We start from the raw sequence: 24927 nt of genomic DNA, 5'->3' as shown, positions 1-24927 counted from the left end.
AACATGGTGGACAGTGCGGACATAAGGGTTACCCGGGACGCGTACGACGAGGTCGCGGAGCTGTACACCGATATGTTCCGGCGGCAGTTGCAGGACAACCCGTTCGACGCCGTGATGCTCGACGCGTTCGCCCACACGGTGCGGGAGCACGGGGCGGGACCGGTCGCCGATATCGGCTGCGGTCCGGGCCGGATCACCACGCATCTGGCGGCGGCCGGACTGGAGGTGTCCGGAATCGACCTGTCGCCGGAGATGATCCGGATCGCCCGCGAGCAGTACCCGGACCTGTCCTTCAAGGTCGGCCCGATGGAGCGGCTGCGGTTCGAGGACGAGTCGCTGGCCGGAATCGTGGCCTGGTACTCCATCATTCACACCCCGCCGACCCGGATTCCCGATGTGCTGACCGAATTCGCCCGGGTGCTGCGACCCGGCGGGCACGCGCTGTTCGGCTTCCAGGCCGCCGACGAACCGACCGGCGTGCACGACTACGACCACAAGGTCGCCCCCGCCTACCGCTGGGCTCCGGTCACGTTCGCCGAAGCGCTGGCCGCGCACGGCTTTCGCGCCACCGCGACGCTGGCCCGGGAGGCCCGCCCCGACGAGCGCACCCCGCAGGCCACCGTGCTGGCGGTCAAGGTGTGAGCGAACCCGGGTTCAGGAGCTGACCGGTTCTGGCTCGCGGGCCGCCCGTTCGTCGAAAGCGGCTCGGGCGACGGCGATCTCATCGGCGTGCCGCAGCGCCCACTGTCCCATGGCGTGCGTGATGTGCCCGAGATCCGCGCCGAGTTCGGTCAGCGCGTACTCGACCCGGGGCGGCACGGTCGGGTACACGGTCCGCCGGACCAGCCCGTCACGTTCCAGGTCTCGCAGCGTGCGGGTGAGCACCTTCTGGGTGATGCCGTCGAGGCGGCGGCGCAGTTCGTTGAACCGGATCGGGCCGCCCTCCTTGCGCAGCGTGCCCAGCACCAGCAGCACCCATTTGTCGGCGAGCACCGCGAGCACATCGCGGGCGGGGCAGCGCCGCAGGTAGCTGTCGACCAGATTTCCGGATGGCTCCCAGTCGGAGACGGTATCCATGAGGTACCTCGGGATCAAAAGAGTGCCTTCTTCCCGATGGAGACTATCCCGCGCAGGATCGAGATCATGAAAGCGATCAGTCAGCGCACCCTCGGCGGACCCGGCGTTCTGGAGACAGTGGAGGTCGAACGGCCGCGCCCCGGCGCACGTGAGGTGCTGGTGCGGGTGGAGGCCACCTCGATCAATGCCGCCGATTGGAAACTGCGCTCCGGCGCGATCACCAAACTGGGCCCGCCGCCGTTCACCCTGGGCCTGGACCTGTCGGGCGTGGTCGCCGAAGTCGGGGCGAAGGTCACCGAATTCCGGCCCGGGGACGAGGTTTTCGGCAATGTCGTCAGCCGTTCGGGCGCGAACGCCGAATACACGGTGACCCCTGCGGAATTCCTCGCCGACAAGCCCGCCGGACTCGATCACGTCCGAGCCGCCGCGCTGCCCACCGCGGCACTCACGGCGTGGCAGGCTCTCGCCGACGTCGAACCGGGACAGCGGGTTCTGGTACACGCGGCAGCGGGTGGCGTCGGCCATCTGGCGGTGCAGATCGCGAAGGAGCGCGGCGCGTACGTGATCGGCACGGCCCGCACCGCCAACCACGAATTCCTGCGCGACCTGGGCGCCGACGAGCTGATCGATTACACGACAACCGATTTCACCACCGCCGTGCGCGACGTGGACCTGGCCTTCGATTTGGTCGGCGGCGATTACGCGGCCCGATCTCTGCGCGTGCTCACCCCGCGCGGCCGGGTGATCGACGCCCAGGGCGAGGAAGCGCTCGACGATCCCCGCTACCACCGTCACTACTTCACCCCGTCCGGCGCGGACCTCGCCCGGGTGGCCGAGCTGGTGGTGGCCGGTCGCCTGCGCGCGGTGATCGACCGGGTGCTGCCGCTCGCCGACGCGGCCGCGGCGCACGCGCTGGGCGAGTCCGGGCGGGTGCGCGGCAAAATCGTGCTGACCTCCTGGAACCGATCGGCTATCCGGCCATTGGGATAGTTGATGCGCCGGGCGCGCCCGCCCGCATACCGTCGCGCGGAGAGACCGCGTCGATCAGGGAGCAAACGGTGACGGACTGGAACGAAGAAGTCGATGTCCTGGTGGCAGGGTCGGGCGGCGGCCTGGCCGGGGCCTATACGGCCGCCCGCGAGGGGCTGAGCGTGGCGGTGGTCGAGGCCACCGAGAAGTTCGGCGGCACCACCTCGTTCTCCGGTGGCGGCGGCGTCTGGTTCCCCTGCAACCCGGTGCTGCGGCGCGAGGGCGTGGACGACACCGTCGAGGACGCGCTCACCTACTTCCGCGCGGTGGTCGGCGACCGCACCCCGGCGGACCTGCAGGAGACCTACATCCGCAATGGCGCGAAGGTCATCGAGTACCTGGAGCAGGACGACGCGTTCACGTTCCAGATGTTCCCGTGGCTGGACTACTTCGGCAAGGCCCCGAAGGCGCGTCTGGACGGCAAGCGGCACATCGTGCCCGCGCCGCTGAAGGCCGCCAAGCTGGGTGAGCTGAGCGAGTCCGTGCGCGGACCGCTGGCCACCGAACGGCACGGCGACCCGCAGCCGGACTATCTGATCGGTGGGCGCGCCCTGGTCGGCCGCTTCCTGCTGGGCCTGTCGAAGTACCCGAACGTGGCGCTGCACCTGAACACCGCGCTGGTCGAGCTGGTGACCGAGGACGGCGCGGTGACCGGTGCGATCGTGGAGCGCGACGGTCAGCGCATCGCCATCCGGGCCCGCAAGGGCGTGCTGCTGGCGGCCGGTGGTTTCGAGGGCAACGACGAGTTGCGCCGGCGCTACGGCGTGCCGGGCGTGGCCCGGGACACCATGGGGCCGTGGGGCAATCAGGGCAAGGCGCACGTGGCGGGCATCGCGGCGGGTGCGGACACCGACCTGATGGATCAGGCGTGGTGGTCGCCGGGCCTCATCCATCCCGACGGGCGCGCGGCGTTCGCGCTGTGGTTCACCGGCGGCATCTTCGTCAACCAGGCCGGTGAGCGGTTCGTCAACGAGTCCGCGCCCTACGACCGGCTCGGCCGCGACATCATCGAGCACCTCGACGACGGCTCGGTGACCCTCCCGTTCTGGATGATCTACGACGACGCCGAGGGCGTGGTGCCGCCGATCAAGGCCAGCAATGTGCCGATGGTCGAGGCGGAACGCTTCATCGAGGCGGGCCTGTGGAAGACCGCCGACACGCTGGAGGGTCTGGCCGTGGAGATCGGCGTGCCCGCCGACGCGCTGATCGCCACCGTGGCCCGCTTCAACGAATTCGTGACCGCGGGCGTCGATCCGGACTTCGGCCGCGGCGACGAGGCCTACGACCGCGCCTTCTCCAATGGCGAACCGCCGCTGGCCCCGATCGTGCGGGGCCCGTTCCACGCGGCCGCCTTCGGCATCTCCGACCTGGGCACCAAGGGCGGTCTGCGCACCGACACCGCCGCCCGCGTCCTGAACGAGGCGGGCGAACCCATCCCGGGTCTGTACGCCGCGGGCAACACCATGGCCGCGGTCAGCGGCACCGTCTACCCAGGTGGCGGCAACCCGATCGGCGCGTCGGTGCTGTTCAGCCACCTCGCCGCGCTCGACATGAGCTCCCGCTAGAACACCCCGGAGAACACCCCGGAGGTTCGCGGCGCAAGCGCGGGGTGGCGGAGCGCTCGTTCTGGACCGAGTGGAGCGGGGGAGCGCAGCGGAGGAGCGGAGGGAGGGAGGGAGGGAAGAACGAGACCTCCAGCACGCCGCGAACCCGCCCCGGAGCGAAGCGGAGGGGCAAATCGAGCACAGTGTGATGCGATGGAGGCATGACGCAGGCGGGATACGACGTGATCGTGGTCGGCGGCGGCCACAACGGGTTGGTGGCCGCCGCCTACCTGGCCCGGGCCGGGAAGTCGGTGCTGGTGCTGGAACGCGCGGACCATACCGGCGGCGCGGCCGTTTCCGAGCGGGTGTTCCCCGGCTTCGACGCGCGGCTGTCGCGGTACTCGTATCTGGTGAGCCTGCTGCCCGAACGGATCGTCCGAGACCTGGATCTGAGTTTCGAGACCCGCAAGCGCCGTATCTCCTCGTACACGCCGATCGGCGATGCGGGGCTGCTGGTGGACAACGGCTCCGAGGCGGCGACCCGCGCGAGTTTCGCGCAGGTCACTGGGTCGGAGCGGGATTACGAAGCGTGGCAGCGGTTCTACGCCATGACCGGGCGGCTGGCCGAGCGGGTGTTCCCGACTCTCACCCATCCGCTGCCCACCCGCGCCGAATTGCAGCGCACGGTAGATGATTCCGCCGCCTGGGAGGCGATCTTCGAACGGCCCCTGGGGGAATCGGTGGAGTCCGCCTTCACCGACGACACCGTGCGCGGCGTGGTGCTCACCGACGCGTTGATCGGCACCTTCACCCACGCCCACGATCCGTCGCTGCTGCAGAACCGTTGCTTCCTCTATCACGTGATCGGCGGCGGCACCGGCGACTGGAACGTGCCGGTCGGCGGCATGGGCGCGCTCACCGACGCGCTCGCGGCGGCGGCCCGCCGGGCAGGAGCGGAGATCCGGACCGGCCGCACCGTCATCGGCATCGACACCGACGGCGACACCGCGGAAGTCCGCTTCACCCACGGCGATCGCACGGGCACGGCCGGCGCCCGGCACGTGCTGGTGAACGCCGCGCCGTACACACTGGCGGGCCTGCTGGGCGAGTCGGCCGACAAACCCGAAGGCGCGCAGCTGAAGATCAATATGCTGCTGCGGCGGCTGCCGAAACTCCGTGACCCACGCGTGGATCCGCGCACCGCCTTCGCCGGGACCTTCCACGTCTCCGAGTCCGCGGCCCAGCTCGACCGCGCCTATCGGGAGGCCGCGGCGGGCGGGCTGCCCTCGGCACCGCCGTCGGAGATCTACTGTCACACCCTCACCGACCCGTCGATCCTCGCGCCGGAGCTGATCGAGAACGGCTTCCACACCCTCACCCTGTTCGGACTCCATACGCCCGCACGGCTTTTCGCCGATGATCCGCGCGGCGCGAAGCGGCGCTTGGTGGACGCCACTCTGGCGCAGCTGGATTCGGTGCTGGCCGAACCCATCGGTGACTGCCTGGCATTGGATGGTGAGGGCAATCCGTGCATCGAGGCCCGCACCCCGGTCGAACTCGAACGCGAGGTGGGCCTGCCCGGCGGACATATCTTCCACGCGGACTTGACTTTTCCCTATCGCACCGGCTCCGCCGACAGCCCGGCGGAGCGTTGGGGCGTCGCGACCGGGCATCGCAATGTCCTGCTGTGCGGGGCCGGCGCGGTGCGCGGCGGCGGGGTCAGCGGCATCGGCGGGCACAATGCCGCCATGGCGGTCCTGGAACAGGACTGAGCGGGTCCCGTCACCGCGAGGGCAGCAGCTGGGTGACCCGCCACAGCCGCCGCGGCAGCTCGCCCTCCTCGAACGCGTGCCGGTCGCGCAGTTCCCAGCCCGCGGCCAGGCTGTCCACCAGCGCCTCGGAGAAGAAGTGCACCGCGAACCCGCCGTGCTCGTAGATGTCGTCGCCCAGCGCCTTACCGGTGCCGAAGTGCGCGTCGTCGGTATTGCGGACGGTGTAGACGAACGCCCCGCCGGGCTTGAGCACCCGGCGGATCTCCGCGACCAGGTCCCGCAGTTCCTGGGTGCTGAGGTTCATGCACAGCAGCATGTGCGCGTAGACCGCGTCCACGCTGCGGTACGGCAGCGGAATCGGCTGGCGGACATCGTGTTCCAGGGTGGTCACCCGCGCGCTCAGCCCGGCCGCGTCCGACCACTCCCGCAACTGGGCCAGCCCGACGGCGCTGAAATCGGTGGCCGTGACCCGAAAACCGCGGCGCGCCAGATAGATCGCGTCGCGGCCGTGGCCCGCGCCCAGTTCCAGCACCTCGACGGCGCCCTGCTCGCGGAACAGGTCGGCCGCGTACACCGCGGCCTCCGAGGGCTGCTCGCCGTACATGCCCGGATGCGTGCGGTAGGTGCGCTGCCAGTGTTCGTGCTGGTCGCTCATGCTGTGTCCTTTCGAGCATGAGCGGAGCGCTGCGTGGTTACGCTGCGCTGCCGCCTCCGCGCTTGACCGCTCATGCTGCGTCCTTTCGAGCATGAGCGGAGCGCTGCGTGGTTACGCTGCGCTGCCGCCTCCGCGCTTGACCGCTCATGCCCCCATCATGTCCGACCGGCGGCTGCCCGGGGGCTAGGACGTGCGGCGGCCGTCCGCGCCGTGCTGGCCGCCCATGATGTCGGAGCAGCAGCGAATGAAGTAGCGCACCACCGGATCGGCCTCGGAGGCGTCGGGCCACACCACCGCGACCCGGGTGGGGCCGATGCCGTGCACGGGCCGGAACACCACGCCCGGGAATTCGGTGCGGGAGGTGGAGGCGGGGGTGAAGCTCACCCCGAAGCCGTTGGCGATGGCGCGCAGCCATTCGTCGGTATTGCGGGCGATGGCGCCGATGATGGCGGTGTCCGCGGGCCGCGAGTCCAGGCCCATCCAATAGTCTCGCCACCAACCGGTTTCGGCGGGCGAGGCGACGTAGGGCTCGTCCCACAGTTCCCGGAACGCGATGTCGTGGCGGTCCGCGAGCGGATGGTCCTCGGGCAGCGCGATCCAGCGCGGTTCGGCGAACAGTTCTCGCAGGTGGTATTCGTCCTGACCGGGAAAGGGCAAGCGCAGCAGGGCGACATCCACATCGCCCTCGTCGAGTCCGGCGGTCGGGTCGGTCCAGCCGCCCTGGTGCAGATCGACCTGCCAGTCCGGGTGCAGCCGATGGAAGACCCGGATGATTTCCGGGATGTGGCCGTCGGCCGCGCTGTTCACGCAGCCCAGCCGCAGTACCCGGGAGGCGCGGCTGGAGTCGCTCTTGGTGGCGCGCAGGATCCGGTCCCAGGACGCGAGCAGCGCGGGCAGCTGCTCGGCGAGCACCTTGCCGGCCGCGGTCAGGGTCCAGCCCGCCCGGGACCGGATGAACAGCTCCACACCCAGCTGCTGTTCGAGCTGTTTGATCTGGGTCGCCAGCGCGGGTTGCGCGACATGCAGTCGCTGCGCCGCCCGCGGCAGGTTCTCCGCATCCGCGACTGCCAGGAAGTAACGCAGTAGTCGCGTGTCGATATCCATGCCACCAGGTTAGGAACAGGGCAATGCCACCAGGTTAGGAACCAAGGCAACCGGTAGGCATACCGTTCACGGCAGGTGTTGTCTAGTTCCGTGACCTGCGAGATTGCTCCGGCAGGGTTGGCCCGCAACCGCAGTTTCGGGTCTTCCCGTGGCGATACCACCGCCCTGCGAGCCGGGTCTTACACGGTTTCCAGCGGGCATCTTTACCGTCCCGACGCAACTCGCCGAGGACACCAACGCCGCCAAATTACGGGCAGCGTTCACATCACGATCCAACACCAGACCGCAATGATCACAACGGAATACGCGCTCACCCAAAGCCAGCTTGGTTTTCACTGTCTTGCAGGAAGAGCACGTTTTGGAACTGGGGTACCAGCGGTCGGCGGTCACCAACCGCCCGCCGTACCAGCGGGACTTATATTCGAGCTGGTGGCGCAGTGTGGAGAACCCGGCCGACCAGATCGCCTTGGCCAGGGACCGATTGCGCAGCATCCCCGCAACATTCAAGTCCTCCACCACGATCGTCCCGTAGGTGCGGGTCAGGCGGGTGGTGAGCTTGTGGAGCCCGTCACGGCGCATCGCGGTCACACGATGCTCGAGGCGGTTGGCATTGGCGTTGGCCTTCTCCCACCGCCGCGACGGCCCCACGCCGTGCTTGTGGTCGGGGCCTCGGCGGCGAGACCGCACCCGCCCAAGCCGGCGACGCCGCTGCTGGGTCTTCTGGTAATGCTTCGGGTCCGGGACAATCTCGCCCGTGGACAGGACGGCCAGGGACTTCACGCCGACATCCAACCCAACCCCGGCGTCAGGCCGCGCGGGTTTCGGATCGTTGCGCTGGACCCGGACGGTGAACGACACCCACCAGCGGCCACCGCGCCACGACAGGGTCATGCCGCCCAGTTTCGCGGTCCCGTTGCGCAGCCGCCTGGCGAGCTTGCGCGTCGATTCACCGGTCCGGACGACCCCGATACGGGGAATCTTGACCTGCCGCGACCCGTCGCCGAGACCGTAACTACCGGTGGTGACGGTGAACGACTGGTGCGAGTGCTTCTTCTTCCGGGCCGGGACGCCCATCCTCGGGCCGGTGCGGGTGCCGCGTTTGGACTTCGAGTGGTTGGCGAACGCATCAGCAACGCGCGCAAGCCCGCACGAGTACGCCTCTTTACTGTTCTCCACCCACCACGGCGCGACCGTATCTTTCTCGGCGTTCCAGGCTTTGCGGAGACTGTACGCGGATTGGTTGACCCACGGTGTCAGGTCTTCGTCGGGGATGCCGTAGGTGGCTTCGGCCTGCCGCTGCGCCCAGTTGGCGAGGACCTTGCGGCGGCCCCAGTTGTAAGCGAACCGGGTTGCCCCGCAATGGGAACGCAAGGCTTGTGCCTGGTCGTGAGTCGGTTCCAACGCGAACCGGTACGCCTGAATCTGCCTCACCCCAGCCTCTCCGGGGCGATCGTTCGACGACGATGGTTCGCTCACCTGTTCGACATTAGAGAAGCCGGACCAGACACGACAACATCGAAACCGAAGACACGCCAATCGAATTACAGCCACCGCACCGAAGCCCGACCGTCCCACCGCAACGCGCAACGCGCAACGGCACGAAACGTCACAAACCACCCAACAGTTTGACTATCCCCTGGCTTGGAGGATGGGATTCGGGCGGCATGCTACCGGCGGTTCCGGGTCGGGAGGGGCGGCGCGCGGGGAGTGACGGTGGTCGCGTCCGGCGATTCGTGGACCAATGGCTGGGCCCCGGCGAGAATCAGCGCACGACAGGCAGTTCCGACCCCGGATCGGCGAGCCAGAGCAGCCAGTGAGGGGCGAGCAGGGCGGCGAACTCCTCGTATCCGGTCGCGCTCGGGTGGTAGCCGTCACCGGCGGCGATGTCGCGCATCCAGATCTGGTTCTCACGTAAGGGCTGATGGGCCCGCAGGTAGGGCGCCTGCGCCTCCTCGCACAGCTCGGCGTAGCGGACGTCGAGGTCCAGCAGCCGGGCATTGTGCTCATCGTCGACATTCGGGGGCGGCGCGACCACCATTGCCTGCCAACCCTTTTCCCGCGCCCGGCGCAGGATCTCGGCCAGATTGCGCACCGACTCCGCGGAATCGACTCGGGGACGCCCGTTCTCGAACTGGGTGTCGTTGACGCCGGTGGAGATCACCACCCGGCAGTCCGCGCCCGCGGGCAGCCGGGGCGCGCATTCGGCCTCCCACCGCCCCCGTAGCTCGGTGCTGTTCTCCCGACGGATCCCCAGGTTGTAATAGGTCAGGGGCTGCCGGGCCGCGGCGGCGCGGGCCGCCAGCCGCCCCGCCCACCCCAGGCATTTCTGATCACCGACCCCGGCGACGAACGACTCCCCCAGAAAGCAGACACGCAGATCGAGCACCACGGGCAGATCCTCGCACGCCGGTCGAACCGCCGCCCGATGCTCGGGACAAGCCGGAAAAACCGATACCCGGAACCGGGCGCGGCGGACGCTTCGGGCCAGGCTTGTCGGGCAGTGTCCGGCGCACGGGTTACGGTTAGCGGCGTCAGCCGACCCTGGGACCACAGCCGTTCCCACGATCCGAAAGCGCGAATAGGACATGCGAGTCGACGGGCGGGAGATTCCCGTCTCCGGCAGCCTGCTGCAGCCGCGGATCCGCCGGACCAGTGACATTCTGCGCGTCGTGCTGTCCGCGCTGTCGGTGGCCGTGGTCATCGCGGGATCGTTGATCACCAGGCCGCAGTGGGAGGATTTGGAGCGGTCGGTATCCACCATCGTGGGTTTCCTGACCCCGGAACAGTCCAACCTGGTCTACATCGTCTACGGCATCGCCGTGCTGGTGCTGCCCTTCGCCATCCTGGTGCGGCTGGTGCTGCGCCGGCAGTGGAAGCTGCTGGCGGGTTTCATCTCCGCGGGCCTGATCGCGGTGGCGCTGTTCTCCATCACGGACAGCGGGTTCTCCGCGCCCCGCTGGCATCTGTCCGAACCCGACCAGGTCAACACCTTCCTGTCGCAGTTCCTCGACGACCCGCGCTGGATCGCCATGCTGGCCGCGACGCTCACCGTGGCCAGCCCGTGGCTGCCCGCCCGGGCCCGGCGCTGGTGGTGGACGCTGCTGCTGGCGTTCGTGCCGATCCACCTGTTCGTCTCGCTGGTGGTGCCCGCCCGCGCGGCTCTGGGTCTGGTGGTGGGCTGGCTGGTGGGCGCGGTGATCGTGCTGGTGGTCGGCACCCCCGCGCTGGAGGTGCCGCTGGCCGCGACGGTGCGGGTGCTGGCCCAGCGCGGCTTCCGCGTCACCGCGTTCACGGTGCTGCGCCCGGCCGCCCGCGGGCCGCTGGTGCTGTCGGCCTCGACGACGCCGCAGCCCGAGCTCAGCGCCTCGCCCAACGGTCCGTCCGGTACGGCCGAGACCGGCGAATCCCATTCGCCGGACGATGAATTGATCATCGAGCTGTACGGCGCGAACCAGCGCAGCCGGGGAATGCTGCAGCAGCTGCGGCGCTGGCTGACCATTCGCAGCGGCGAGTATCCGGCCCCGTTCGCGTCCATGCGCCGCGCGGTCGAGCACAAGGCGCTGATGGGTTTCGCCATCGCGGATCTGGGCCTGGCCAGCTACAAACCGCTCACCGTCGCGGCGCTGGACCGCGGCTGGACGCTGTACGCGCACACCGTGCCCCAGGGCCGTCCGCTCGCGGCCGCCGACGGGGAACCGGCGCTGACCCGGGTGTGGCAGGCGCTGCACCGCATGCACCAGGCCCAGATGTCGCACGGGGACCTGCGCACCGACGAGATCCGCATCCTCGACGACGCCGTGCTGTTCGGCGGCTTCGTGCAATCGGAATTCGGCGCCTACCAGGTGCGTTTCGACTCCGACGTGGCCCAGCTGCTGCTCGGCTCGTCCGCGTTGTTCGGCACCGGCCCGGCGGTGCGGACCGCGCTCGAGGTGCTGGACAAGCAGGCCGTGCTCGACGCCTCGGCGCGACTCACCAAGACCGCCATGCCCACTCACGTCCGCCAGGCGGTGCCCGACGCCGGCGAGCTGATGAAGTCCATCCGCGAGGAAGTGGCCGCGCAGACCGGGCAGGACAAGATCGAGGCCGCGCAGATCAACCGCTTCTCGCGCAACCAGATCATCCAGCTGGTCCTGCTGATCGGCCTGGTGTACGTGGCCTACCCGTACATCAGCGCGGTGCCGACCTTCGCCTCCGAACTGGGCAACCTGAACTGGGGGTGGGCGCTGCTCGGCCTGACCGTGTCCGCGCTGACCTACGTGGGCGCGGCGATGGCGTTGTGGGCGTGCGCCTCCGAGGCGGTGAAGTTCGGCAACCTGCTGCTCATGCAGATCGCCAACACCTTCGCCGCGACCACCACCCCGGCCGGTGTCGGCGGTCTGGCGTTGAGCGTGCGCTTCCTGCAGAAGGGCGGGCTCGGCGCGGTGCGGGCCACCGCGGCGGTCGCGTTGCAGCAGACCGTTCAGGTGGTGACCCACGTGGTGTTGCTGCTGATCTTCGGCGCGCTGGCCGGAACCTCCACCGACCTCTCGCATTTCGTGCCCAGCGCCACCGTGCTGTACCTCGTGGCCGGCGCCCTGCTGGGCCTGCTGGGCGTGACCATGTTCGTCCCCAAGGTGCGCAAGTGGCTGCTCAACGAGGTGCGCCCGCAGCTGGCGGACGTGGTCGGCCAGCTGAAGGACCTGGCGCGGCGACCGGGGCGGCTGGCCATGATCGTGGGCGGCTGCGCCACCACCACCCTCGGCATGGCGCTGGCGCTGTGGGCCAGTATCGAAGCCTTCGGCGGCAGTACGACTTTCGTGACCGTCACCATCGTCACCATGATCGGCGGCACGCTGGCCTCGGCCGCGCCGACACCCGGCGGTGTGGGCGCGGTGGAGGCCGCGCTCATCGGTGGTCTGGCCGCGTTCGGAGTGTCGGCGGGGATCGCGGTCCCCGCCGTGCTCCTCTACCGCGTGCTGACCTGCTGGCTGCCGGTGTTCTGCGGCTGGCCGATCATGCGCTGGCTCACCGCGAAGGACATGATTTGACAGTCGCGCCCGGTGCGGGAGCAACGGGCGCGGGCGGCTAGAGCACAGCTGTCGGGTCAGGCCGAATACTGGTCGCGCAGTGTGACCTTCACGACCTTGCCGCTGGCATTGCGGGGCAGCTCGGGCACCACCACCAGATGCTTGGGGTGCTTGTAGCGGGCCAGGGACTCGTTCAGGAACGGCTCCAACTCCTCGAGGGTCAGCTCGTCGATGCCCGCGGCCAGCGCGACCACCGCCACCAGCACCTCGCCCCACTTCTCGTGGGCGCGGCCGACCACGGCGGCCTCATGGATCTTGGGGTGCGCGAAGAGCACGTTCTCGACCTCGGCGCAGTAGATGTTCTCGCCGCCGGAGATGATCATGTCCTTCTTGCGGTCCACCACGTAGACGAAGCCCTCCTCGTCGCGGCGCACGAGGTCACCGGAGTGGAACCAGCCGCCGTGAAAGGCCTCCGCGGTGGCCTCGGGCTTGTTCCAGTAGCGCTGCATGAGAGTCGGTCCGCGGTAGACGATCTCGCCGATCTCACCCTGGGCGACATCGTTCATCTCGTCGTCGACGACCCGGACCTGCAGGGTCGGGATGGGCAGGCCGACCGAGCCGAGCTTGCGCAGCGCGTCCTTGCCCTCGAGCACACAGGTGATGGGCGACAGCTCGGTCTGACCGAAGACCGCCACGTTGAAGGCGTCCGGGAAGCAGTCGGCCATGGCCCGCAGCACCGTGTCCGAGGCGGGGGCCGCGCCCCACGACAGCGCCCGCAGAGCCAGCTTGCGCTGCTTGACGGTGGGTTCCTCGCAGATGAGCTGCCACTGCGCCGGGACGCAGAACGCGGTGGTGGCCTGCTCGGCCTCGATGGCGTCGAGGAATTCGGTGGCGTCGAACGCGCCCAGCGGGTGCAGCACGGTGGTGCCGCCGAGCATGAAATACGGTGCGAGACTACCCAATCCGGCGATGTGGAACAGCGGGGAGGTGCAGAAGCCGATCGAATCGGGGGTGATCTCCAGGGCCCGGATACAGGTCAGCGCCTGCGCGTTCATGTTCGCGTGGGTGAGCACCGCGCCCTTGGGGCTGCCGGTGGTGCCCGAGGTGTACATGATCAGGCAGGGCGTGTCCTCCGGAATGTCCAGCGGCGCATGGGGTTCGCCCGGCTCGGCGAGCAGCTCGTCGTAGCCGAGCACGCCCTCGCCGGTCCGCCCGTTGATCACGACCACGGTGGACAGCTCCGCGGCCTGCCCGGCCACGCCCACCGCGAGCGGCTGCAGCACCGAGTCGGTGACGATCGCCTTCGCGCCGGAGTCGGCCACGATGTAGGCGACCTCGGGCGGGGTGAGCCGGAAGTTCACCGGCACCGCGATGGCGCCGAGGGCGTTGATGCCCATGACCGCCTCGATGTACTCGGTGTAGTTCAGCGCCAGGATGAGCACGCGATCGCCGAACCCGACCCCTCGACGGGACAGCGCGTCGGCGAACTTCTCCGACCGCTCGTGCAGCTGCTTCCAGGTGGTCTCCGCGCCCTTGAACGTGAAGGCCACGTGGCCGGGCCGCATGGCCGCGTGCGTGGCGATCTGGTTCACCCAGTGGTTGCGAACCGATCGAATCGGCTCGTCTAGCGGCTGGAAGGTCATGCGGTGTCCTTTCACGCTGATCGACCGTGAGAATACCGCTTAACTTTCTGACGTGACAAGGGTTACAGAGAAGGATTAATCGATACGTTCTCACCCAGTCATACAGCAGTTCAGAGGCTGTATTCGGGGGTGCACCACCCTGTTGTCCGCAGGCAACCATCCACAGACCCACAGGTGACGGCACTGCGTTTATGCAAACTCTGACTCACATCAGGGTTGTCGCCCCATATGCAACTATGCGAGTATCGGGGCAGTTGCGAGAGGCAGGGAGAGGACAGCGCCCATGGCACTGAAGACCAGATTCACCGAGACCTTCGGGGTGGAGCACCCGATCGTGCAGGGCGGCATGATGTGGGTCGGCCGCGCCGAGCTCGCCGCGGCCGTCTCCGAGGCGGGCGGCCTCGGCATCATCACCGCGCTGACCCAGCCCACGCCCGACGACCTGCGCCGCGAGATCGACCGCGCGCGGGAGCTGACCGACAAGCCCTTCGGCGTGAACGTCACCATCCTGCCGTCGATCAACCCGCCGCCGTACCAGGAGTACGCGCAGGCCATCATCGACTCCGGCGTGAAGATCGTGGAGACCGCCGGGTCCAACCCCGAGCCGTTCCTGCCGTACTACAAGGACGCCGGGATCAAGGTGCTGCATAAATGCACCAGCGTCCGGCACGCGCTCAAGGCCCAGAAGATCGGCGTCGACGGCGTGTCCATCGACGGCTTCGAATGCGCCGGCCACCCCGGCGAGGACGACGTGCCCGGTCTGATCCTGATCCCGGCCGCCACCCAGGCGCTCGACATCCCGGTCATCGCCTCCGGCGGTATCGCCGACGCCCGCGGCCTGGTCGCGGCGCTGGCGCTGGGCGCGGACGGCGTGAACATGGGCACCCGCTTCATGTGCACCCAGGAGTCGGCCATCCACCAGACGGTCAAGGAGCAGATCGTCGCCAACTCCGAGCGGGCCACCCAGCTCATCTTCCGCACCATGCACAACACCGCGCGGGTGGCCGACAACGAGATCAGCCGCAAGGTCGTCGAGATCGAAAAGGCGGGCGGCAAGTTCGAGGACGTCCGGGACCTGGTCGCGGGCGCCCGCGGTCGCCGGGTGTTCGAGGAGGGCGACCTGGACGCCGGCATCTGGTCGGCCGGTCAGGTGCAGGGCCTCATCGACGACATCCCGACCTGCGGCGAGCTGGTGTCGCGCATGGTCGCCGAGGCCGAGGCGCTGATCGGGCAGCGGCTGGCGGACATGCTCGGCTGAGCCCTTCGGGATGTCCGGCGAAAGTCGGTACGTCCCAGACAATTACGACAAGAGCCCTTGGCACTCGTGCCGAGGGCTCTCGTCATTCGGGGTATCCCCGGACGCTGGATCCGTCATGCTTTTCAGTAACGACGGATGCGGCGGAGGTGCCTGAAATGGCAATCACTCGAATCTATCTCGACGACGACGCGCTGCGCCGGACCATGGCCATCTCCGGTGTGTACACCGAACAGGACGCGGTGAACCTAGCACTGCGGTTCTTCAGTACCCACGCCACGGCCGAGGATTTCGACCAGCCCTTTCACTCTCGCACCGCCTCGTAATCCCAGGTGGCGGTGAGCCTCGCGCCGGTCGCGGGGCCGTGCCTGCTCGAAAGGTCTTCAGACCGCGAGGAAATCTTGGCAGAATCGCCGGAGTACCTCGACGGCCGACAGCGCGCGGACACGGGAGGGCATTCCTGTGCACCACAGTACGAGAGCGACCACCGATCCCACCCCGGCGACGAGGGTGTCGATCGTCGGTGTCGGTTGCCGGGCCACCGGCACCGACTTCGACCACGCGTGGTTCGGGCTGGACCGGCTCGCCGCCGTCGGCCTGACCCCGCGCCAGCGCACCACCCTCGAGGCGGCCGTCGAAGCCCTCGACGACTCCGGATTGGGTTGCCTGGCAACCGGTTCCCGGGCGGCGGTCGTGTTCGGCACGATCGGCGGCACCAACACGGCACACCACCTGTCGCGGGCGCTCGACCTGCGCGGGCCCAGCCTGACCGTGGACAGCCAGCGGGCCTCACCGCTGGTGGCGGTGGACATGGGCGTCCGGCTGCTGGCCGACGAATCCGTGCCGTTCGTCCTCGCCGGGGGCGTGGATCTCACGCTGCTCCCGGACATCTCGGACCTGCGCCTGCCGCTGCCACGAGGCGCGGGACTCGAGGGCGGCGACCGCGCGGGCGGTGGCGCCGGGGTGTGCACCGTCCTGGTGCTGCAACGCACCGGCGACGCGTTGCGCACCCGGACCCGCCGGTACGCCGAAATCGGCGGCCCCGGAATCGGTTTCCGTGAGGCGCGCGGTGTGGACGCGCACATCGCCCTCGACGATCCGCGCCGGGGCGGATCGTCCGACGCCGACCGCGGCGAGGAACCGCCCGTCCTCATCCCGGTCTCCGGACCCGACGCCGTCACCATCCGCCACCTGGCCCTGCGCTGGGCCGTCGCGCTCGGCTCGTACCGATCCCTGCGCGAATTCGCCGCCGCCACGGCCAGACTCGTGCCCGAACCGGCGCGCGCCGCCGTTCTCGCACGGGACGGCATCGAGGCCGCCGCCCAGTTGCGCGCGCTCGCCCGCCGGATCGAGGCGAGCACCGCGACGGATCACGCACGGGCACCGCTGGCGACGCCCGGCACCGGCTCCCTGACAGCCGCTCCCTTCGTGACGGTCTCCGGGCCCGATGTCTTCACCCCGGTCCGCGAACGTGCCAACGGCGGTGTGCTTTTCCTGTTCCCCGGGACCGGAGACCATCCGCGCATGGGACGCGCCCTCGCCGCGCGCTACCCGGTCTTCGCCGCGGCCCTCACCAGGGCTGTCGACGTGGTCGTCGCGGTGGGCGGCCCGCGAGTATGGACGCCGCGCTATGGATTCGGGCGGAACGGGCACGTCGCGGTGTCGGCCTCGACCCCGCACCCGGCGTCGGACCATTCACCGCCGTCCACGGCCACCGCCGCCTCGAGTCGCGGCGATGACCGAGCAGACGCTGCGGAGCTCGACGAGACACCGTGCGCGGGTGCCCCTCCCGATAACCAGACCGGCAGTGGGATCCACGGCGATCTCCGAGACTCCAGTAGGCACGACGGGGGAGTCACGGGCATCCCGGATGGCCGCGATGGGATCGTTGCCCGGCAGATTTCGCTGTTCGTCTTCCAGTACGCGCTGACGGAATTACTGGAGTCGTGGGGGATTCACGCGGACGGGGTCGCCGGGCACGGTGCCGGCGAGGTCGCGGCGGCGGTCGGGTGCGGCGCGTTGTCGCTCGAGGACGGGGCGCGCGTCGCGGTGGCGCGAGCGCGGCTGGTGGCCCGGGCCGGTGGCGGCGGGACCGCGGCGGTGCTGGAAGCGACCCCCGCCGAGGTGAATCAGCTGGTCACGCCGATGAGCGCGGAGGTCGCGGTGGCAGCCGTGGACGGCCTGGCGATCACCGTGTCAGGTGAGCCACGGTATGTCGATGCGCTGGTCCGGCGAGCCCATCGGCGCGCCATCTTCGCACAGCGGGTACCCGCCGGATCGGACCACGAGCCGCCACACCTGCCGATGGTCCGCGGCCGCGCCCACGAATTGCGCGGCGAGCTCGCTGATCTCGCGCCCCGGCACCCGTGGTGGCCGCTCTATTCGACCACCCGACGCGGCGCCGTGTTGCGCCCCGACAGCCCGGATTGCTCGCCCCTGATGGACGGCGAGTATTGGACCGCGAACGTCTCGCAGGCGGTCGAGCTCGCGGCGGCGTTGGACGGTGTTGTCGCGGACGGCTTTTCGACCGTGCTCGAGGTCGGTCCCACCTCGGTGCTGACCTCCGCGGTGAGGGAGCGGATCGCGCTGCGGGACGGCGCGTGGCCCGTGCTGGCGGCGGATGACGAGGCGGGGAGTCTGTTGCGCACGATCGCGCGGTTGTATCTGGAGGGGCGGACCGTGGATTGGACCGCACTGGGTCCGCACACGACCGCACCGCCGCAACGGCAGTGGCGGCGACCGGATTCCGGTGATTCGGGCAGTTGGCCGCGGCCCGGGTTCGCCGCGGACGGACATCCGCCCGGTCCGGTGTTCCCCGATGTGGAGATCCGTCCCGAGGGGACATATGTGGTAGCGGGCGGGCTGGGGCCGCAGGGCGAAGCCGCGGTGCGGTGGCTGCTGGCGGCCGGTGCGCGGGACGTGGTGGTGTTGACTCGCACACCGCGGCCGCTGCCCGCCCGATTGACCGGCATGGAGGATCGGATCGTCATGATGCGGTGCGACTGCGCCGATCGCGCCGACCTCGCGACAGCCCTGCAGGACATACGCGAATGCGGGTCGGCGGTACGGGGTGTGGTGCACGCGTCCGGCGCGACGCGACTGGTGGCGGCGACCAATCTGCTGGAGCTGACCGCGGCCGATCCCACGGACTTCACCGTGCTGCTGACCTCGGCGCCCGGCGCGGGCGGGCCGGAGGCGGTGCGGGAACTCGCGGACGCGCAGGCGGATCGGCGGGTCATCTGCGTGGAGTGGGAGGTCGGGCCCGCAGCCTGAACGAGGATCGGCGCCGGCTGAGGCATGATGACTGGATGACGGATCCCGAGATCACGGTCGAGTGGAAGAAGGAGCCGGACGAGCACGATTACCCGGCCGCCGCGGACTACCTCGAGATGCTGGCGGAGCCGGACGTCATCGAGCAGGTCGTCCAGTCGCTGCGCGACGCGCCGGTGACCCACAAGAAGGCCAAGGACCTGTTGCGGGCATCGCACCTGGAGATCCTGCCCAGCTACAACCCCTACGTGCGGCGTGACCTGGCCAAGATCACGGCCGGGAAGGCGCTGTCGCCGATCCTGGTGGTGCGCGGCGACTTCCGCAAGGGCGTGCCCATGCAGATCGTCGACGGCTACCACCGGGTGTGCGCCATCTATTACACCGACGAGAACATCGCGATCCCGGTGAAGATCGCCCCGCTGCCGTGAGCTCGGCGTGAACTTCCAGACCCTCACCCTGATCACCGTCCTCGGACTGGCCGGGCCCTGGCTGGCCTGGCGGCAGTCCTGGCATCTGCCGGTGATCCTGGGCGAGCTGCTGGCCGGAATCGTCTTCGGCACCACCGGCTTCGGCCTGCTGCACCCGGCCGACCCGACCTTCACCTTCCTGGCCGACGTCGGCTTCGCGGTGGTCATGTTCGTGGCGGGCACCCACGTTCCGGTGCGCGACGCGGCGATCCGCTCGGCGCTCGGGCGCGGCGCGGTGCGCGCGGTGGCGGTGGGCGTGCTGGCCATGAGCGCGGGGCAGGGCATCGCGGTCTGGTTCGACACCGGGCACGGGCTGCTCTACGCGGTGCTCATCGCCTCGTCGTCGGCGGCCATCGTGCTGCCGATCATCGATTCGCAGGGCCTGGGCGGAAAGCCGGTCCTGGAGTTGACCGCTCAGGTCGCCCTCGCCGACGCGGCCGCGGTGATCGCGTTGCCGCTGGTGATCGATACGGGCAATGCGGGCCGGGCGGCCATCGGCGCGCTGCTGGTCGCGGCGGCCGCGCTGATCGTCTACTTCTTCCTGCGCTGGCTCGAGGAATCCGGTATCCGGCACCGGCTGCACACGGTGTCCGAGGATCGGAAGTTCGCTCTCGAATTGCGGGTCAGCCTGGCGCTGCTGTTCGCCCTCGGCGCGCTGGCCACCCGCAGTCACGTGTCGATCATGTTGGCGGGCTTCGCCCTCGGTCTGGCGGTGGCGGCGGTCGGCGAACCGCGCCGGGTGGCCAGGCAGCTGTTCGCCCTGAGCGACGGATTCCTCGCGCCCTTGTTCTTCGTCTGGCTGGGTGCGCGTCTGAACCTGCGCGAGTTCGGCGACCACCCGTACCTGATCCTGCTCGGCCTGGCCCTCGGGGCGGGCGCGGTGCTGGCCCACGCGCTCATGCGGGTGCTGGGTCAGCCGGTTCCGTTGGGCGCCATCGCCTCGGCGCAGATCGGGGTCCCGGTCGCGGCGGTCACGGTGGGCACCCAACTGCATGCGCTGAAACCGGGCGAACCGGCCGCCCTCATGCTGGGCGCACTGGTGACCATTGCCGCGGCCGCGTGGGGAGCCCGGTCGGCCGCGGCGACGCAATCGGGGAATCTCGCTCCGGCGCAGGGCGATAAGAAGTCCTGAGCGTCCCGATCAGTCGGATTCGCGACCGAGGAGTTTGTCGGTCTCGCGGCGCTCCCGCTTGGTGGGGCGTCCCGCACCGCGATCCCGGCGCGGTATCAGCGCGGTCAGTTGCGGATCGGGCGGCGGCGGGCTCTTGTCGATCATGCACTGTACGGCCACGGCCGCGCCCACCCGTTTGGTGATGAGCTGCTCGACGATGACGATGCGTTCGGTCCCGTTGACGCGCACCCGGATCTCGTCACCGGGTTTCAGCGAGTGCGCGGGTTTCACCGGCACGCCGTTCACCCGGACATGCCCGGACCGGCAGGCCGCCGCGGCCGCCGAGCGGGTCTTGAAAATGCGGACGGCCCAGGTCCAAGAATCAACTCGGGCCTGGGCCGTAGTGCTCAGTGGAGCAGGGGTCACGCTCTAAAGATTACGTGTCACGCGTTGACGACGCGGCGGGCGGTGACCACCTGGCTGGCGTGCAGCGGGGTGTAGGAGACCGGGGTGCCGGACTGCACGGCGTTCAGCAGCTTGCCGTCGCCGGCGTAGATGCCGACGTGGCCGCCACCGTTGGTGATGACGATGTCGCCGGGCTGCAGGTCGTCGAAGGCGACCGGGGCGCCGACATTGGACTGCTCGAAGCTGGTGCGGGGCAGCTCGATTCCGGCCTGCTTGTAGGCCCACTGGACCAGGCCGGAGCAGTCGAAGCTGTAGGGACCGGTCGCACCCCAGGAGTACTGGGCGCCGACCTTGGTCTCGGCCGCGTGCAGGGCGATGTCACCCACGGAGCTCGGCTTGTTGAAGATGGTCGGCAGCTGGAACTGCGGAGCGGGCGCGACCGCCGGAGCGCCGACCTGGGCGCCGCCGCCCAGAGCGCCGGGGGTCTGCAGCGCCGTCGCGGCGTCCTTGACCGTCTGGTTGAACTGCTGCACCTGGGGCGTGAATTCGTCCGGCACATCGAAGTTTCCGATGCCGGGGATCTCGACGGTGGCGGCCGTGGCGGTGATCGCCGGGAAGACACCAGTAGTCGTCGCCGCCATCGCACCCATGACGATGGCACCCTTCACGGAAGCCGGAAGCTTCGATTCCTGCTGCAAGCTGTGCTTACCCACTGAGACGCATCTCCGATCGTGCTGCTTGTAACTTCGCGGGCTGCCTCTCCGATGAAGCAACAGACTCCGCTAAGTCACGAGAAGATTACGACTCGGTCGCCCGGTTGTCCACCCGACACAGGCGGCGCGTCCAATGTTTCCGAAAACGTCCCGCTAAGCGGTCATTTCGGTGTAAAGAGCCGTGGATCACGAGACGGTATAGGCGATCGTTCCGGCCGTTATCAACCCTTCGCCTGAGCGCCCCGCTCCAGTTCGGCAATCCGCCGGCGCGCGTCGGCGAGGTCCACTTCCAACTGGCCCAGGGCCATCACCAGCGGTCCCACCGCGAGGTCGGCCACCAGCTGCGGATCGTCGTACCCGCGCTCGATGGCGACCAGGATGTTGTTGCGGATGCGCGCGGCGACCACCGCCTCGGCGGGGACGTTCCAGGACTCGACCACCTCCGCGACGGTGGGGGGTACGACTTCTTCCGACATGAACCCTCCTGCCCTGGATCCCAACGAATCAGGCATAAGGGTAGAGACCCCGGGCGACACCGCGGGCACATGTGCCACATGCCGGTCGATAGCTGCGTCTAGGGCCCGCCATAGATACCCGGATAATCCGTGATTCCCGCGCTACGGTTGGGCCGCATGGACCCCGTCAAGAATCCGTACGCACCCGGCGCGGGGCAGCGGCCACCGGAACTCGCGGGCCGGGGCCGGCAGCTCGCGGCCTTCGACATCGTGCTGGAACGGGTGGCGAAGGGCAGGCCGGAGCGCAGCGTCATGCTCACCGGACTGCGCGGGGTCGGAAAGACGGTGCTGCTCAACCAGCTTCGCTCCGCCGCCCGCACCCGCGGATGGGGCACCGGCAAGCTGGAGGCGCGGCCGGATCAGGAACTGCGGCGGCCGCTGGCCTCGGCGCTGCACATGGCGGTGCGTTCCCTGGCCGTGGGACACCGCAATCCGGAGCAGGTGGACGATTTCCTGGGGATTCTCAAGGCTTTCGCGCTGCGCTCCACCGCCGACAAGGGCATGCGGGACCGCTGGAACCCGGGCATCGACGTGCCCGCGGTGACCGGGCGCGCCGACTCCGGCGATATCGAGATCGACCTCGTCGAGCTGCTCGTGGAGGCCGCGGCGCTGGTGCGCGATCACGGCATCGGGATCGCGGTGTTCATCGACGAGATGCAGGATCTCGGGGCCGCCGACATCTCCGCCATCTGCGGGGCCTGCCACGAATTGAGCCAGGACGCCGCGCCTTTGATCGTGGTCGGGGCGGGGCTGCCGCACCTGCCCGCGGTGCTGACCGCGTCCAAGAGCTACTCCGAGCGGTTGTTCTCCTATCACCGGATCGATCGGCTGGATCGGGAGTCGGCGGATCAGGCGTTGATCGCGCCCGCCGAGCGGGAGAGCGTGGAGTACTCGGCGGAGGCGCTGGACGCGCTCTACAAGAAGGCCGACGGGTATCCGTATTTCGTGCAGGCGTACGGCAAGGCGGTGTGGGACGCGGCGGCGCGGAGTCCGATCTCGGCCGAGGACGTGGCGGTGGCGTCACCCGCCGCCGAAGAAGAATTGGCGGTCGGTTTCTTCGGTTCCCGCTACGAACGCGCTACGCCCGCCGAGCGTGAATACATGCGCGCTATGGCCGATCTGTCCGGAGACGACGGACCGGTCGCGACCTCGGCGGTCGCCAACGAACTGGGGCGAAAACCCGCATCTCTGTCCCCGGCCCGGGACGGGCTGATCAAGAAGGGACTCATCTATTCGGCCGAGCGCGGCACCATCGGTTTCACGGTTCCGCATTTCGGCCGCTATCTCCGTGGTGTGCAATAGGAATGGTGAACGATCGATATACCCCTACCGGTGGGTAACAAAGGCTCCTACACTCGAATGTGATTCTCATCACGGTCGAGGAGGACATCATGGCGACTGTCGCCAAAGTCGACGCCACCGAAGAACAGGCCCGGGCACTCGTCGAGGAATCCCGCGAAACCACCTGGGCAAAGCCATCCTTCGCCAAGGAGATGTTCCTCGGCCGATTCCGGCTCGACCTCATCCATCCCTTCCCCCGCCCCAGCGCCGCCGACGAGGCCGCGATCGAGGCCTACCTGACCCGGCTGCGCGCGTTCTGCGAGACCATCGACGGCCTCCGCATCGAGGCCGAGGGCCGCATCCCCGACGAGTACGTGCGCGGGCTGGCCGAGCTCGGCTGCTTCGGGCTCAAGATTCCCGCGGAGTACGGCGGGGTCGGACTCTCCCAGGTCGGCTACAACCGCGCGCTCATGCTGGTCGGCTCCGCGCACGCCAGCCTCGGCGTGCTGCTCTCGGCGCACCAGTCCATCGGCGTGCCGGAACCGCTGAAGCTGGCGGGCACCCCGGAACAGAAGCGGGAGTTCCTGCCGCGCTGCGCCCAGGGCGCGGTCAGCGCGTTCCTGCTCACCGAACCCGATGTCGGCTCCGATCCGGCGCGCATGGCCTCCACCGCCACCCCCACCGCCGACGGCGAGGCCTACGAACTCAACGGCGTGAAGCTGTGGACCACCAACGGCGTGGTGGCCGAACTGCTGGTGGTGATGGCGCGGGTGCCCAGGAGCGAGGGGCACCGCGGCGGCATCTCCGCGTTCATCGTGGAGGCCGACAGCCCCGGCATCACCGTGGAACGCCGCAACGGGTTCATGGGTCTGCGCGGCATCGAGAACGGCGTCACCCGCATGCACAATGTGCGGGTCCCGAAGCGAAACCTGGTGGGGCGTGAAGGCGACGGGCTGAAGATCGCGCTGACCACCCTCAATGCCGGTCGCCTGGCGATTCCGGCCATGTGCACCGCGGCGGCCAAGTGGTCGCTGAAGATCGCGCGGGAATGGTCGGCCACCCGTGTGCAGTGGGGCCGCCCGGTCGGCGAGCACGGCGCCGTCGGCACCAAGCTGTCCTTCATCGCCGCAACGACTTTCGCGCTGGAGTCGGTGCTCGACCTGTCCGCCACCATGTGCGACGAGAACCGCAACGACATCCGCATCGAGGCCGCGCTGGCCAAACTGTGGGCTTCGGAGATGGCCTGTCAGATCGCCGACGAGCTGGTGCAGATCCGCGGCGGCCGCGGCTACGAGACCGCGGCATCGCTGCAGGCCCGCGGCGAAAGGGCGGTCGCCGCCGAGCAATTGGTGCGGGATCTGCGGATCAACCGCATCTTCGAGGGCTCCAGCGAGATCATGCGCCTGCTCATCGCCCGCGAGATGGCCGACGCCCACATGGCCGCCGCCGGCGCCCTGGTCGACCGCAATGCCGAACTGAAGGACAAGGCCAAGGCGGCGGTCGGCGCGAGCGGCTTCTACGCCAAGTGGTTCCCGCAACTGGCCGTCGGCGCGGGCACCGCCCCGGTGAGTTACGGCGAATTCGGCCCCCTCGCACGCCACATGCGCTACGTCGAACGCATGTCCCGCAAGCAGGCCCGCGCCCTCATGTACGGCATGGCCCGCTGGCAGGCCAAGCTCGAATACAAACAGGGCTTCCTCGGCCGCATCGTCGACATCGGCGCCGAACTGTTCGCCATGGCCGCCGCCTGCGTCCGCGCCCAGTCCCTCCGCGTCGCGGGCGGCCCCGACGGCGAAGCCGCCGAGGAGCTGGCCGAAGTCTTCTGCCGCCAGTCCCGTCTCCGCATCGAGCGCCTCTTCGACGCCCTCTGGTCCAACACCGACGACGCCGACACCGACCTGACCCGCGGCATCCTCGACGGCCGCTATCGATGGATCGAGGGCGGCGCCCTGGACCCGAGCGAAGGCACCGGCCCCTGGATCGCCGAATGGCAGTTCGGCCCGTCGGTGGAGAAGAACCTGATCCGCCCGTTCCTGCCGTCCACGAAAACGGAGGCCGCGACCTAGCCGACGGCGCGCGC

The 24927-nt window shown here is 69.3% G+C and carries 21 protein-coding genes; 12 read left to right on the top strand and 9 right to left on the bottom strand.

The genetic code is table 11. From position 1 onward, the window contains the following. Nucleotides 1-3 precede the first annotated feature (3 nt). Nucleotides 4-642 (top strand): class I SAM-dependent methyltransferase, encoded by a 639-nt coding sequence (locus ACFYTS_RS16520; RefSeq protein ID WP_387304961.1) that lies wholly within the window; start codon nucleotides 4-6, stop codon nucleotides 640-642. Between the two features lie 12 nt (nucleotides 643-654). Here the strand turns inward: ACFYTS_RS16520 and ACFYTS_RS16515 are convergent, their stop codons facing one another. Next, nucleotides 655-1077 carry a helix-turn-helix domain-containing protein gene (locus tag ACFYTS_RS16515; protein WP_357274683.1) on the bottom strand — a complete coding sequence of 141 codons (423 nt, stop codon included), beginning with the start codon at nucleotides 1075-1077 and terminating at the stop codon, nucleotides 655-657. Nucleotides 1078-1143: 66 nt separating this feature from the next. Here ACFYTS_RS16515 and ACFYTS_RS16510 point away from each other — a divergent pair, with 66 nt between their 5' ends. From ACFYTS_RS16510 to ACFYTS_RS16500, 3 genes are all read left to right on the top strand, one after another. Then, on the top strand, nucleotides 1144-2067 hold the full coding sequence (locus ACFYTS_RS16510; RefSeq protein ID WP_387304960.1) for an NADP-dependent oxidoreductase: 924 nt from the start codon (nucleotides 1144-1146) through the stop codon (nucleotides 2065-2067). A 68-nt stretch (nucleotides 2068-2135) separates the two neighbouring features. Continuing rightward, nucleotides 2136-3671: an FAD-binding protein gene (locus ACFYTS_RS16505; protein ID WP_387304957.1), complete on the top strand. Its 1536-nt coding sequence runs from the start codon at nucleotides 2136-2138 to the stop codon at nucleotides 3669-3671. A gap of 200 nt (nucleotides 3672-3871) precedes the next feature. Further along, on the top strand, nucleotides 3872-5422 hold the full coding sequence (locus ACFYTS_RS16500) for a phytoene desaturase family protein (RefSeq protein ID WP_387304955.1): 1551 nt from the start codon (nucleotides 3872-3874) through the stop codon (nucleotides 5420-5422). 10 nt (nucleotides 5423-5432) lie between these two features. Here the strand turns inward: ACFYTS_RS16500 and ACFYTS_RS16495 are convergent, their stop codons facing one another. The 4 genes from ACFYTS_RS16495 to ACFYTS_RS16480 all read right to left on the bottom strand — a co-directional run bounded on the left by ACFYTS_RS16495 (nucleotide 5433) and on the right by ACFYTS_RS16480 (nucleotide 9570). After that, on the bottom strand, nucleotides 5433-6077 hold the full coding sequence (locus tag ACFYTS_RS16495) for a class I SAM-dependent methyltransferase (protein ID WP_357274691.1): 645 nt from the start codon (nucleotides 6075-6077) through the stop codon (nucleotides 5433-5435). A 183-nt stretch (nucleotides 6078-6260) separates the two neighbouring features. Continuing rightward, the gene (locus ACFYTS_RS16490; RefSeq protein WP_379277052.1) at nucleotides 6261-7181 is read right to left on the bottom strand and encodes a LysR family transcriptional regulator; all 921 of its coding nucleotides are present in this window, start codon (nucleotides 7179-7181) and stop codon (nucleotides 6261-6263) included. 66 nt (nucleotides 7182-7247) lie between these two features. Then, entirely contained in the window at nucleotides 7248-8657 is a 1410-nt protein-coding gene (gene tnpB, locus ACFYTS_RS16485; protein WP_387304952.1) for an IS607 family element RNA-guided endonuclease TnpB, read from the bottom strand. Between the two features lie 286 nt (nucleotides 8658-8943). Next, nucleotides 8944-9570, bottom strand: a complete 627-nt coding sequence (locus ACFYTS_RS16480) for a GDSL-type esterase/lipase family protein (protein WP_387304950.1) — start codon at nucleotides 9568-9570, stop codon at nucleotides 8944-8946. A 196-nt stretch (nucleotides 9571-9766) separates the two neighbouring features. Between ACFYTS_RS16480 and ACFYTS_RS16475 the strand changes: the two genes are divergently transcribed. Further along, nucleotides 9767-12208 carry a YbhN family protein gene (locus tag ACFYTS_RS16475; protein WP_387304947.1) on the top strand — a complete coding sequence of 814 codons (2442 nt, stop codon included), beginning with the start codon at nucleotides 9767-9769 and terminating at the stop codon, nucleotides 12206-12208. 56 nt (nucleotides 12209-12264) lie between these two features. Here ACFYTS_RS16475 and fadD5 read toward each other — a convergent pair whose 3' ends face one another. Beyond that, the gene (gene fadD5 / locus ACFYTS_RS16470; RefSeq protein ID WP_387304944.1) at nucleotides 12265-13830 is read right to left on the bottom strand and encodes a fatty-acid--CoA ligase FadD5; all 1566 of its coding nucleotides are present in this window, start codon (nucleotides 13828-13830) and stop codon (nucleotides 12265-12267) included. Nucleotides 13831-14113: 283 nt separating this feature from the next. On the opposite strand from fadD5, the gene ACFYTS_RS16465 reads away from it, so the two are divergent. The 5 genes from ACFYTS_RS16465 (at nucleotide 14114) to ACFYTS_RS16445 (ending at nucleotide 19954) form a co-directional block, all read left to right on the top strand. Further along, the gene (locus ACFYTS_RS16465; protein WP_387304941.1) at nucleotides 14114-15088 is read left to right on the top strand and encodes an NAD(P)H-dependent flavin oxidoreductase; all 975 of its coding nucleotides are present in this window, start codon (nucleotides 14114-14116) and stop codon (nucleotides 15086-15088) included. A gap of 155 nt (nucleotides 15089-15243) precedes the next feature. Next, nucleotides 15244-15411 carry a type II toxin-antitoxin system VapB family antitoxin gene (locus ACFYTS_RS16460; protein WP_357098794.1) on the top strand — a complete coding sequence of 56 codons (168 nt, stop codon included), beginning with the start codon at nucleotides 15244-15246 and terminating at the stop codon, nucleotides 15409-15411. 184 nt (nucleotides 15412-15595) lie between these two features. Continuing rightward, nucleotides 15596-18358 (top strand): acyltransferase domain-containing protein, encoded by a 2763-nt coding sequence (locus ACFYTS_RS16455; RefSeq protein WP_387304938.1) that lies wholly within the window; start codon nucleotides 15596-15598, stop codon nucleotides 18356-18358. Between the two features lie 35 nt (nucleotides 18359-18393). Then, on the top strand, nucleotides 18394-18783 hold the full coding sequence (locus ACFYTS_RS16450; RefSeq protein WP_387304935.1) for a hypothetical protein: 390 nt from the start codon (nucleotides 18394-18396) through the stop codon (nucleotides 18781-18783). A gap of 7 nt (nucleotides 18784-18790) precedes the next feature. Beyond that, entirely contained in the window at nucleotides 18791-19954 is a 1164-nt protein-coding gene (locus ACFYTS_RS16445; RefSeq protein WP_387304932.1) for a cation:proton antiporter, read from the top strand. A 9-nt stretch (nucleotides 19955-19963) separates the two neighbouring features. Here ACFYTS_RS16445 and ACFYTS_RS16440 read toward each other — a convergent pair whose 3' ends face one another. The 3 genes from ACFYTS_RS16440 to ACFYTS_RS16430 form a co-directional block, all read right to left on the bottom strand. Then, nucleotides 19964-20359, bottom strand: a complete 396-nt coding sequence (locus ACFYTS_RS16440; protein ID WP_357274713.1) for an RNA-binding S4 domain-containing protein — start codon at nucleotides 20357-20359, stop codon at nucleotides 19964-19966. A gap of 17 nt (nucleotides 20360-20376) precedes the next feature. After that, nucleotides 20377-20988: an NlpC/P60 family protein gene (locus tag ACFYTS_RS16435; protein ID WP_357275884.1), complete on the bottom strand. Its 612-nt coding sequence runs from the start codon at nucleotides 20986-20988 to the stop codon at nucleotides 20377-20379. Between the two features lie 284 nt (nucleotides 20989-21272). Further along, a complete protein-coding gene (locus ACFYTS_RS16430; RefSeq protein WP_357098812.1) occupies nucleotides 21273-21527 on the bottom strand; it encodes a hypothetical protein in 255 nt (84 codons plus the stop codon). A 156-nt stretch (nucleotides 21528-21683) separates the two neighbouring features. Here ACFYTS_RS16430 and ACFYTS_RS16425 point away from each other — a divergent pair, with 156 nt between their 5' ends. Further along, on the top strand, nucleotides 21684-22868 hold the full coding sequence (locus ACFYTS_RS16425; RefSeq protein WP_387304927.1) for an AAA family ATPase: 1185 nt from the start codon (nucleotides 21684-21686) through the stop codon (nucleotides 22866-22868). A gap of 89 nt (nucleotides 22869-22957) precedes the next feature. Then, nucleotides 22958-24913: an acyl-CoA dehydrogenase family protein gene (locus ACFYTS_RS16420; RefSeq protein WP_357274717.1), complete on the top strand. Its 1956-nt coding sequence runs from the start codon at nucleotides 22958-22960 to the stop codon at nucleotides 24911-24913. Nucleotides 24914-24927: the final 14 nt, after the last annotated feature.

The organism is Nocardia sp. NPDC004151, assembly GCF_042874235.1.
Taxonomy (GTDB): Bacteria; Actinomycetota; Actinomycetes; order Mycobacteriales; family Mycobacteriaceae; genus Nocardia.
The sequence above is the reverse complement of the archived record's forward strand: the minus strand, read 5'-3'. Positions and strand labels throughout refer to the sequence as shown.

Bases quoted from the DNA above. Each gene is read 5' to 3' on its own strand.
- ACFYTS_RS16520 (WP_387304961.1), top strand. From the start codon at position 4: ATGGTGGACAGTGCGGACATAAGGGTTACCCGGGACGCGTACGACGAG.
- ACFYTS_RS16515 (WP_357274683.1), bottom strand. From the start codon at position 1,077: ATGGATACCGTCTCCGACTGGGAGCCATCCGGAAATCTGGTCGACAGC.
- ACFYTS_RS16510 (WP_387304960.1), top strand. From the start codon at position 1,144: ATGAAAGCGATCAGTCAGCGCACCCTCGGCGGACCCGGCGTTCTGGAG.
- ACFYTS_RS16500 (WP_387304955.1), top strand. From the start codon at position 3,872: ATGACGCAGGCGGGATACGACGTGATCGTGGTCGGCGGCGGCCACAAC.
- ACFYTS_RS16495 (WP_357274691.1), bottom strand. From the start codon at position 6,077: ATGAGCGACCAGCACGAACACTGGCAGCGCACCTACCGCACGCATCCG.
- ACFYTS_RS16490 (WP_379277052.1), bottom strand. From the start codon at position 7,181: ATGGATATCGACACGCGACTACTGCGTTACTTCCTGGCAGTCGCGGAT.
- ACFYTS_RS16475 (WP_387304947.1), top strand. From the start codon at position 9,767: ATGCGAGTCGACGGGCGGGAGATTCCCGTCTCCGGCAGCCTGCTGCAG.
- fadD5 (WP_387304944.1), bottom strand. From the start codon at position 13,830: ATGACCTTCCAGCCGCTAGACGAGCCGATTCGATCGGTTCGCAACCAC.
- ACFYTS_RS16465 (WP_387304941.1), top strand. From the start codon at position 14,114: ATGGCACTGAAGACCAGATTCACCGAGACCTTCGGGGTGGAGCACCCG.
- ACFYTS_RS16460 (WP_357098794.1), top strand. From the start codon at position 15,244: ATGGCAATCACTCGAATCTATCTCGACGACGACGCGCTGCGCCGGACC.
- ACFYTS_RS16450 (WP_387304935.1), top strand. From the start codon at position 18,394: ATGACGGATCCCGAGATCACGGTCGAGTGGAAGAAGGAGCCGGACGAG.
- ACFYTS_RS16435 (WP_357275884.1), bottom strand. From the start codon at position 20,988: ATGGGTGCGATGGCGGCGACGACTACTGGTGTCTTCCCGGCGATCACC.
- ACFYTS_RS16430 (WP_357098812.1), bottom strand. From the start codon at position 21,527: ATGTCGGAAGAAGTCGTACCCCCCACCGTCGCGGAGGTGGTCGAGTCC.
- ACFYTS_RS16425 (WP_387304927.1), top strand. From the start codon at position 21,684: ATGGACCCCGTCAAGAATCCGTACGCACCCGGCGCGGGGCAGCGGCCA.
- ACFYTS_RS16420 (WP_357274717.1), top strand. From the start codon at position 22,958: ATGGCGACTGTCGCCAAAGTCGACGCCACCGAAGAACAGGCCCGGGCA.